The following is a 9,058-nucleotide window of genomic DNA, read 5'->3' as shown; positions in this document are numbered from 1 at the left end:
GCGTGGGCGTGTAGGACGCTGTGGCCGACGTCGTTGCACAGGGCGCCGAGGTCGGCGACGTGGTTGTGCAGGCGTTCCAGTTCCAGTAGGAGCGCCCTCCCGCGCTGGGCTTCGGCGGGGACGGCGAGGCCTTGGGCGTCTTCGACGGCGAGGCAGTAGGCCAGGGTGTGGCCCACCGCGGTGTCGCCGCTGATGCGTTCGGCGAGCGGCAGCTTGGCGGCGGGCGGGTGGCCTTCGAAGAGTTTCTCGACTCCTCGGTGCAGGAACCATAGGCGGGCTTTGAGTTTCAGGATGGTTTCGCCGACGACGGAGAAGCGGAAGTGGCCGGGTTCGATCAGTCCGGCGTGGACGGGCCCGACGGGGATCTCGTACACGCCGGGCCCCTCGACAGTGAGGAAGGGGTAGGGGCCTTCGGGGTCGCCGAACGGGGGCGGCGGGCCGGCGTCGGCGCGCATCGGATACCAGTGGTGCGGCCAGTGGGGATGACGAATCAACCGGCGAGGCAAGGGATGGCCGGTGGGTTCGATCCCGTAGAGGTCGTGCATCTCGCGTTCGAACCGGCCGGCTGGGAACGACAGGTCAGCCAGGCTGGGCGCGGCCGGGGTGTCCGGGTCCAGGTGGAGGTGGAGTTCGATCCGGGAGTCGGGTGGTCCGGCGACCAGCAGGTAGACGACGCGGATGGCGCAGGGGCGGGCGGTGCCACCGTGGGTGGCGGGGGTGTCGTGGTGGGCGGCGACGAGGGCGAGTCGGTAGCCGGCGGCGAGAAGACTTTCGGTCCGGGTGTGCAGTTCGGAGGCGGTGACCTCGACGGCGGTGGGGCCGGTGGGCCGTGGAAGCGCTGCGGGGTGCGGGCTGGGGACGGTCACGGGTCTCTCGCTCGGGTGTGCGGGCGCATGGAGTGCGGACGGGGCGCGGCGTGCCCGGGTGCTGGTGGCCGGATCGGGTCACCGTGGTGCCGGCAGGCCACCGGCCGTGGTCAGGAGGTGCTCGAGCGGGCCGGCGGTCAGGCCGAGCGCGACGCAGGCCACGACGCCGACGACCAGTGGCGCGGCGGCGGTGGGCCGTAGCCGTAGTTCGGGCCCGTCTGGTGCGGCGGGTCCGACCAGCAGGTCGATGCCGTGGCGGGTCAGCGCGACGAACGCGACCAGCACGGCGATCAGGGCGGCGACGAGCGGCCAGGTGAGGTGCGCGTTCGCCGCGCCACGGGCGATGCCTACTTCGGAGGCGAACAGGGCGAACGGGGGCAGGCCGAGCAGGGCGGCGAGCCCGGCGCCGAACACGGTCCCGAGCAGCGGCCCGCGAGTCAGGACACCGCGGGCGTCGGCGATGGCGGTGGAGTCGTGGGCGAGCTGTAGGTGGCCGGCGGACAGGAACAGCACCGCTTTGCCCAGGCCGTGCGCGAGCACGTGCAGCAGCAGTGCGGCGATGGCGAGGGTGGTGCCGGCCGCGGCGGCGATCGCGAGCAGGCCCATGTGTTCCTGCGAGGAGTAGGCGAGCATCCGCTTGTAGTCGCGTTGCCCGACGAGGAGCAGTGCGGCGACCAGGAGCGTCGCGAGGCCGAGGGTGAGCAGGCCTGCGCGCAGGAAGCCGGGGCCGAGCGCGCCGTCGGAGATGACTTTGACGCGGAGCAGGGTGGTGAAGGCGACGGAGAGCAGGACGCCGCTCATCAGCGCCGACACGGGCGCCGGGGCTTGTGAGTGGGCGTCGGCGAGCCAGGTGTGGAAGGGCGCCAGGCCGGCTTTCGTGCCGTAGCCGAGCAGCAGCAGGGCGACGGCGAGACGGGTGACGTCCGGATCCAGGCGGGGGGCGGCCGCGGCGAGTGTGTCGAAGTCCAGGCCGCCCTCGCCCCCGCCCCCGTCGGCCCCTGCGTGGACGCTGGCGAAGTACAGGACAACGGTGCCGAGGAACGCCAGCGCGATCCCGACCGAACAGATGATCACATATTTCCAGGTGGCTTCCAGTGAGCCGCGGGTGCGGCGGTGGCCGACGAGGAAGGCGGTCGCGACGGTCGTGCCTTCGATCGCGACCCAGACGACACCGAGGTTGTTCGCCAGGACGGCGAGGGCCATCGTCGCGAGGAAGAGGTTGACGAGGATCCCGTAGGTGCGGGTGCGGGCGGGGGTGGTGTGTCCGCGGGCGCGTTCGGTGTCGAGGTAGGAGATGCTGCCCCAGGTGGCGAGGGTCGCGACCGCGCCGATGACGATCGTCATGACGGCGCTCAGGGCGTCGGCCCGCAGCAGGTGCCCGGCCGCGAACACATGCCCCTGGTCGACGGCGGCGGCCAGGATGCCGCCGCTGGCCAGCGTGGCGAGCGCGGCGGCGACGGTGGCGTGCCCGGTCGCGCGGCGCCAGCCGGCGGCGCCGACGGCGGAGGCGGCGGCCAGCGGTGCGAGCAGCGGTGCGAGCATCGCCGCTGTCACCCATGGGGTGGCCGTCACCGCGGTGGACACGGCGGTCGCGGTGGTCGTCATTCGTGTAGCTCCTGGAGCTCTCCGAGGTCGGTGCCGCCGAACTTCATCCGCATGCGGCCGGTCAGGGCGGCCACGACCAGGACGGCGAGAAGCAGGTCCAGCGACGCGCCGAGTTCGACGACGAGCGGGACGCCGGAGGTGAGCAGGAACGCCAGCGCGGCGATGCCGTTGTCCAGCGTGAGGAAACCGATCACCTGGGACACGGCGCGGCGGCGGGTCGTGAGGACGAGCAGCCCGATGAGGATGACGGCTAGGGCGGCGGGTGCGGCACGGGTGGCGGGGCTGGGATCCAGGCTGACGAGCGGACGGCTGACGGCGTAGGCCAGCACGGTCAACGCTCCGGTCAGCAGCAGGGAGGCAGCGGTGCTGACCAGTGGGGTGGGCTCGCGGGTCTCCTGCGGGTCGTCGTGAGCGTGCGTGTCGGGACCTGTGGCGCTGCCGATCCCCAGAGCATGGCCGGGGAGTGGCTCGCCGTCGGTGTCCCGGTCGCTGTCGGTCCACTGGGCGGCCGGTCGCACGGTCGTGGGGACGAGCCGGGAAACCAGCCAGGGCAGCACGCCGGCGCGCAGTGCGAGGACGGCGAGCGCGACGCCCACCAGGTGTCCTTCGTGTCGGTACAGCCCGCTGACGAACGGGATCGCGGCCAGTGCCGTGCCCTGTGCGCTGAGCAGACGTATCGAGGGGCCGAGTTGGCGGCGCCCCACCGCTGCGACCGCGCACAGCAGCTGGAGGCCGGCGGCCAGGTACAGCAGGTCCGTGTAGGTCGCTGTCGTCATCCGCCGTCCGTTCAGCCTGTCGGGGTGGCGAGGAAGTAGGAGGCGGTCACCGCGAGTAGCCCCAGCAGGAACGACCCGGCCAGCAGCTCCGGGACACGGAACAGCCGCAACTTGGCGAGAAAGACCTCCGCGCCGGCGAGCGCCACGGCGAGCACCAGGACCTTGACCGCGACCGCGACCAGGCCCACCAGCAGGCCCACGGCCCCGCTGCCCGCGCCGGCGACCCCCCACGGGACGGCCAGGTTCGCCAGCAGCGCCAGCAGCACGGTCAGGCGCATCGCCGCCGCCCACTCGATCAGCGCGAGCCGCGGTCCGGTGTACTCCAGGATCATCGCCTCGTGCACCATCGTCAGCTCGAGGTGCGTGGCGGGATTATCCACCGGCAGCCGGCCGGTCTCGGCGACGACGACGACGGCCAACGCGGCGAGCGCGAGCAGCGCGGCGGGTGACGCGACCCGGCCGGGGTCGCTGATCGTGGCAGTGACGATCGTGCCGAGGTTCGAGGAGTGGACCGGCACGGACAGGGCGAAGCCGGCGACGAGGACGGTCGGTTCGACGAGTGTGGCGATCGTGATCTCGCGGCTTGCGCCCATCCCGCCGAACGCCGTGCCGGTGTCGATCCCGGCCAGCGCCAATGCGACCGTGCCGGCCAGGAGCAGCCCGACCACGGCGAACAGGTCACCCGCCGGGTCCAGCGGGGATGCGGTGGTGACCGCCGGCACGACGGCAGCGATCAGCAGGCTGGTGCCCGCCAGCACGAGCGGGGCGGCGGCGAACACGACGGTGGTGCCGGCCGGGTCGAGGCGCTGCTTGCCGAGTTGCTTACGCAGGTCGCGCCACGGCTGCGCCCAACCGGCCCCGGCCCGACCTTCGAGACGGGCGCGGACCTGGCGCATGCCGCCGACGACCAGTGGCGCCCCGGCGGCGGTCGCGGCGACCTGCAGCACCAGGCCGGCGGCACCGGCGGCGCTCACCGGGCCACCAGCAGCGCGACGATCAGGCCGGCCGCGCCGTAGGCCAGGTAGAGGTGGATGCTGCCCCTGTGTGCGCGCCGCGCGATCCGGGCGGCTGCGGCGACTGTCCGGATCACCGGGGTGTACAGCGAGGTCTCGAGGGTGTCCCGCAGCTGCGATCGGTAGGTGACCTTCGCCACGAGGTAGGGCGCCTGACTGTAGGGGATGACCACCAGCTCGGTGTCCGGGCGCAGCACACCGTCGAAGACCCGTTGCAGCGGCTCGGCGAACGCGGTCGCGGTGTACTGCATCCGCGCCGTAAGTGCACCGCCGCCGCACGCCCACAGCTCGGCTGGCCGCGGCGGCGGGCGGCGCCGCGCCCGCCACCGCGTCGCCCCGAAGGCCACGAGCATCCCGGCGGCGACGCCGAGGGCGAGCAACGCCGGGGACATCGACCCGCCGACACCGGGCAGCCGCAGCAGGACGCCCAACTGCGGGGACGGGGTACCCGTGCCGGCGGACAGCTCGGGCAGGACCCGCGACAACGCGGGGGCCAGCACGCCGGGCGCGACCGCGAGCACGCCGCAGGCTGCCGCTGCAAGGCCCATGCCGATCGCCATCGCCCGACCGACCTCACCCGCCCGCTCCGCTTCGGTGCTGCGGGGCCGGGCGAGGAAACCCACCCCGAACGCCTTCACCATCACCGCGACCCCCAGCCCGGTGGTCAGCGCGACGACGCCGACCGTGAGCGGCATGACGAGCGCGACCGTCGTCCCCCCGGCAGGCAGCGCGTGGATGAGGCCTTGCAGCAGCAGCCATTCGCCGACGAAGCCACAGCCCAGTGGCAGCCCGGACGCGCCGAGCGCCGCCAGGCCGAACGCGGCCGTCGTGGTCGGCATCCGGGAGGCGAGCCCGCCGAGGGCATCGAGGTCACGCCGGCCGGTCGCGGTGGTGACCGCGCCGGCGGCGAGGAAACCCAGCGACTTGAACGCCGCATGGCCGACCACATGCACGAGCGCCGCAGTCATAGCCACCGCGGCGACCGCCGGGCTACCCGGGGCCGTGAGCACCATCGCGGCCCCGATCGCCACACAGATCAGGCCCATGTTCTCGGCGGTGCTGTAGGCCAGCAGCCGTTTGAGGTCCGTCGCGACGCACGCCTGCAGCACCCCGTACACCGCCGTGACCGCCCCCGCGCCCAGCAGCACCAGGCCCCACCAGCGCGGGCCGGGACCGAGCAGGATCACATCGACGCGCAGGATGCCGTAGACGCCGAGGTTGACCATCGCGGCGCTCATCAGGGCCGACACCGGCCCGGATGCCTCCGGGTGCGCGCGAGGCAGCCACGCGTGCAGCGGCACCAGCCCCGCCTTCGAACCGAATCCGGCGACGGTCAGGCCGAACACCGCCGTCCTAGTGGCCGGAGAAAGACCGGCCGCGGCGGTGCGAAGGTCTGGGAACCCCTGCGCGCCCGCGGCGGCGGCGAACACGCCGAGGCCGACCAGGACGGCGACGAACCCCAGGTGGGTCATGGCCGCATACCACAGACCGGCGTCTCGCACCTCGCGGCGGCGCGCGTCGGCGAGTACCAGCAGCAGGCTGCTCAGCGCCATCAGTTCCCACCCGAACAGCAACGTCGTGACCGAGTCGGCCAGCGGAACGCCGAGCATGCACGCCAGGAACACCGGCAGCACCGACAGCGGCATCCGGCCCAGGTGGCCGTGCGCGGCGTACCCGACGGTGTAGATCCCGACGACAACTCCCACCGCGCCGGTCACCACCATGAACAGCCCACCGGTCGCGTCGCCGGCCAGTCGCAGCCCGGCGAGCGGGAGCAGCCAGCCGACGCTCACCGGCGCGAGCCCGCCGCCGATCGCCGCCACGCCGTAGACCACGCCGACCGCGCCGACGACGACGACCCCGCCGCCGGCGACCGTGGGCAGCGCCCGGGACGGCGCGGTAAGGACCGCCAGGCACGCCAACACGGTGGCCGCGGCCAGGATCGCGGCGAGAACGGCGGCACTCACAGCCCGGTGACCTGGCGAAGCACGTGGATGATCTCCGTCGGGGTGGGTGGGCAGCCGGGCACCTCGGCGTCCACGGCGACGACGTCGCTGACCGGCCCCAGCACCCCGTACCCGCCGACGAACTCCCCGCAGTGGCGCGCGCAGTCGCCCACGGCGATCACCACGCGTGGCAGTGGGGTGGCTTCCACGGTGTCCCGCAGCGCCTGCGCCATGTTGTGGGTGACGACACCTGTCACCAGTAGTCCGTCGGCATGGCGTGGGCTGGCCACCAGCCGCGCGCCGTACCGTTCGCCGTCATACACCGGCGAGAAGCACCCGCCGAGCTCGATCTCGCAGCCGTTGCACGAGCCAGCGTCGACGTGCCGCAGCTGGAGGGATCCACGCAGGAGCGCCGGTGCGGCCGCGGCCTCCGGCTGTGGCGGGGCGGGTTCGGCGATGCGGCCCACGCGTCGGATTGCGGCGAACAGTCCCATGGTCCTCTCGAGATGACTCGTCGTTCCAGGCGGTCGTCGTGACCCGTCCACGTCCGTGGGGTAGGCATGGTCAAGGCTCCGTGGCGAGCAGGTCGCGAAGCAGGTCCGCCTGCTCGTTGAGGACGCCGGTCAGGATCGAGCGGGCGACCGCCAGCAACGAGACGATCTCCGGGGACGCGACGGCGTAGTAGACGGTCGTGCCCTGCTTGCGGGTGGTGACCAGGCCAGCGCGGCGCAGCACACCGAGCTGCTGCGACAGGTGCGAGGTCTCCAGCCCGATCTCGGCCACGAGCTCGCCGACCGACCACTCGCGCTCGCTGAGCAGTTCCAACGCCCGAATGCGCGCGGGGTGGCCAAGGGTCCGGAAGAACTGCGCCTTCAGCTCGTACAGCGGCGTCGACACACGTCCTCCCTCGCCACACGGTCAGCCGTCGCCCAGGCAGACGACGTCACATTCAATGATCCCCATGCTTGACTACCTGACAATTCTATCAGGTAGCAGGAGTATAGTTCGACTTCCTAACAGCCTGTCGAAGGGGTAGGGGATGTCTGTCACGGTCCCGGGCCTGCAGTCGGCACCGACGCGGCATGCGGCGTTGTCGCAGTGGGTCGCCGCGATTGCCGACCTCACCTGTCCCGACCAGGTGTACTGGTGCGACGGCAGCGACGCGGAGTACGACCGGCTCTGCGCCGAGCTGGTCGAGAAGGGCACCTTCGTCCGTCTCGCCGAGGACAAGCGGTCGGGCAGCTACTACGCCGCGAGCGATCCCAGCGACGTCGCCCGGGTCGAGGACCGCACCTTCATCTGCTCGAAGAGCCAGGACGACGCCGGTCCGACGAACAACTGGACCGACCCCGGCGAGATGCGCACCACCCTGCAGGGGGTGTTCGCGGGCTGTATGCGTGGGCGCACGATGTACGTCGTCCCGTTCTGCCTGGGACCGCTGGGCTCGCCGATCTCCGCGCTCGGTGTCGAGATCACCGACTCGGCCTACGTCGCGGTCTCGATGCGCGTGATGACCAGGATGGGTTCGCCCGCCCTCGAGCAGCTCGGCGAGGACGGCTTCTTCGTCCCCGCGGTACACAGCGTCGGCGCGCCGCTGCAGCCCGGGCAACCCGACGTCACGTGGCCCTGCAGCACCACCAAGTACATCGCCCACTTCCCGGAGACCCGGGAGATCTGGAGCTACGGCTCCGGCTACGGCGGCAACGCCCTGCTCGGCAAGAAGTGCTACGCGCTGCGGATCGCTTCGGTGATGGCCCGTGACGCCGGCTGGCTCGCCGAGCACATGCTGATCCTCAAGCTCACCGGGCCGCAGGGTAACGCTCACTACCTCGCGGCCGGCTTCCCGAGCGCGTGCGGCAAGACCAACCTCGCCATGCTCGTCCCCACCATCCCCGGCTGGAAGGTCGAGACCATCGGCGACGACATCGCCTGGATGCGGTTCGGCGAAGACGGCCGGCTCTACGCCATCAACCCCGAAGCCGGCTTCTTCGGCGTCGCACCCGGAACCGGCCGCGCGACCAACCCCAACGCCATCGACACGATCCACCGCAACACGATCTTCACCAACGTCGCCCGAACCGACGACGGCGACGTGTGGTGGGAGGGACTGACTGAGCAAGCCCCCGCGCACCTCACAGACTGGCGGGGGCAGGATTGGACACCCCAATCCGCGACCCCGGCGGCGCATCCCAACGCCCGGTTCACAGCCCCCGCCAGCCAGTGCCCGACGATCGCCGCAGAATGGGCGGACCCGGCCGGCGTACCGATCTCGGCCATCCTGTTCGGCGGCCGCCGCGCTACTGCCGTGCCCTTAGTCGTCGAGTCGACCTCCTGGCAACATGGCGTCTTCCTCGGCGCCACCGTCTCCTCCGAGACCACAGCCGCCGCGGCCGGCACCGTCGGCGAACTACGCCGGGACCCGTTCGCCATGCTCCCGTTCTGCGGCTACAACATCGGCGACTACCTCGCCCACTGGCTCACCCTCGCCACCCACCCCGGGGCACAACTCCCACCTATCTACTACGTCAACTGGTTCCGCAAACACCCCGACACGGGTGCCTACCTCTGGCCCGGCTACGGCGAGAACAGCCGCGTCCTCGCCTGGATCATCGGACGACTCGAAGGCACCGCCCACGGGCGCCGCACACCACTCGGCGTCATCCCCACGCCCGACGCCCTCAACACCGACGGCCTGGACGTCGCCGCCGACGACCTCCACCTGCTCCTGTCCGTCGACCGCACCGCCTGGGAACGCGAAACCGTCCTGATCAGCCGATACTTCACCAGCCTCGGAACCCGCCTTCCCGACGCCCTGTGGATCGAACTCGCCACACTCGCCGACCGGCTGCGCT

Annotated in this window: 8 protein-coding genes; 1 reads left to right on the top strand and 7 read right to left on the bottom strand. The window is 72.0% G+C overall.

Features of this window, described 5'->3' with window-relative positions:
* From I6A60_RS39860 to I6A60_RS39830, 7 genes are all read right to left on the bottom strand, one after another.
* Nucleotides 1-866 (bottom strand): NADH-quinone oxidoreductase subunit C (locus tag I6A60_RS39860; protein ID WP_203012036.1); only part of this gene is annotated, 866 nt, incomplete at its 3' end.
* A 78-nt stretch (nt 867-944) separates the two neighbouring features.
* On the bottom strand, nt 945-2,420 hold the full coding sequence (locus tag I6A60_RS39855; RefSeq protein WP_374113330.1) for a proton-conducting transporter membrane subunit: 1,476 nt from the start codon (nt 2,418-2,420) through the stop codon (nt 945-947).
* Between the two features lie 47 nt (nt 2,421-2,467).
* Nucleotides 2,468-3,247: a hypothetical protein gene (locus tag I6A60_RS39850; RefSeq protein ID WP_203012039.1), complete on the bottom strand. Its 780-nt coding sequence runs from the start codon at nt 3,245-3,247 to the stop codon at nt 2,468-2,470.
* Nucleotides 3,248-3,258: 11 nt separating this feature from the next.
* Nucleotides 3,259-4,221, bottom strand: coding sequence for an NADH-quinone oxidoreductase subunit H (locus I6A60_RS39845; protein WP_307874110.1), 963 nt, complete (start codon nt 4,219-4,221; stop codon nt 3,259-3,261).
* The gene (locus I6A60_RS39840) at nt 4,218-6,185 is read right to left on the bottom strand and encodes a proton-conducting transporter membrane subunit (protein ID WP_374113329.1); all 1,968 of its coding nucleotides are present in this window, start codon (nt 6,183-6,185) and stop codon (nt 4,218-4,220) included. The genes I6A60_RS39845 and I6A60_RS39840 overlap by 4 nt, the downstream gene beginning before the upstream one ends.
* Before the next feature lie 38 nt (nt 6,186-6,223).
* Nucleotides 6,224-6,700 (bottom strand): oxidoreductase, encoded by a 477-nt coding sequence (locus I6A60_RS39835; protein ID WP_203024731.1) that lies wholly within the window; start codon nt 6,698-6,700, stop codon nt 6,224-6,226.
* Between the two features lie 70 nt (nt 6,701-6,770).
* A complete protein-coding gene (locus tag I6A60_RS39830) occupies nt 6,771-7,103 on the bottom strand; it encodes a helix-turn-helix transcriptional regulator (protein WP_203024730.1) in 333 nt (110 codons plus the stop codon).
* 142 nt (nt 7,104-7,245) lie between these two features.
* Between I6A60_RS39830 and I6A60_RS39825 the strand changes: the two genes are divergently transcribed.
* A partial coding sequence (locus tag I6A60_RS39825; protein WP_203055865.1) for a phosphoenolpyruvate carboxykinase (GTP) occupies nt 7,246-9,058 on the top strand: 1,813 nt, incomplete at its 3' end.

Source organism: Frankia sp. AgB1.9 (genome assembly GCF_016786355.1).
Classification (GTDB): domain Bacteria; phylum Actinomycetota; class Actinomycetes; order Frankiales; family Frankiaceae; genus Pseudofrankia.
Note: the sequence above shows the minus strand (reverse complement) of the source record. Positions and strands in the feature narration are given on the sequence as shown.

Coding starts and splice junctions, on each gene's coding strand:
- I6A60_RS39850 (WP_203012039.1), bottom strand. CDS start 3,247: ATGACGACAGCGACCTACACGGACCTGCTGTACCTGGCCGCCGGCCTC.
- I6A60_RS39835 (WP_203024731.1), bottom strand. CDS start 6,700: ATGGGACTGTTCGCCGCAATCCGACGCGTGGGCCGCATCGCCGAACCC.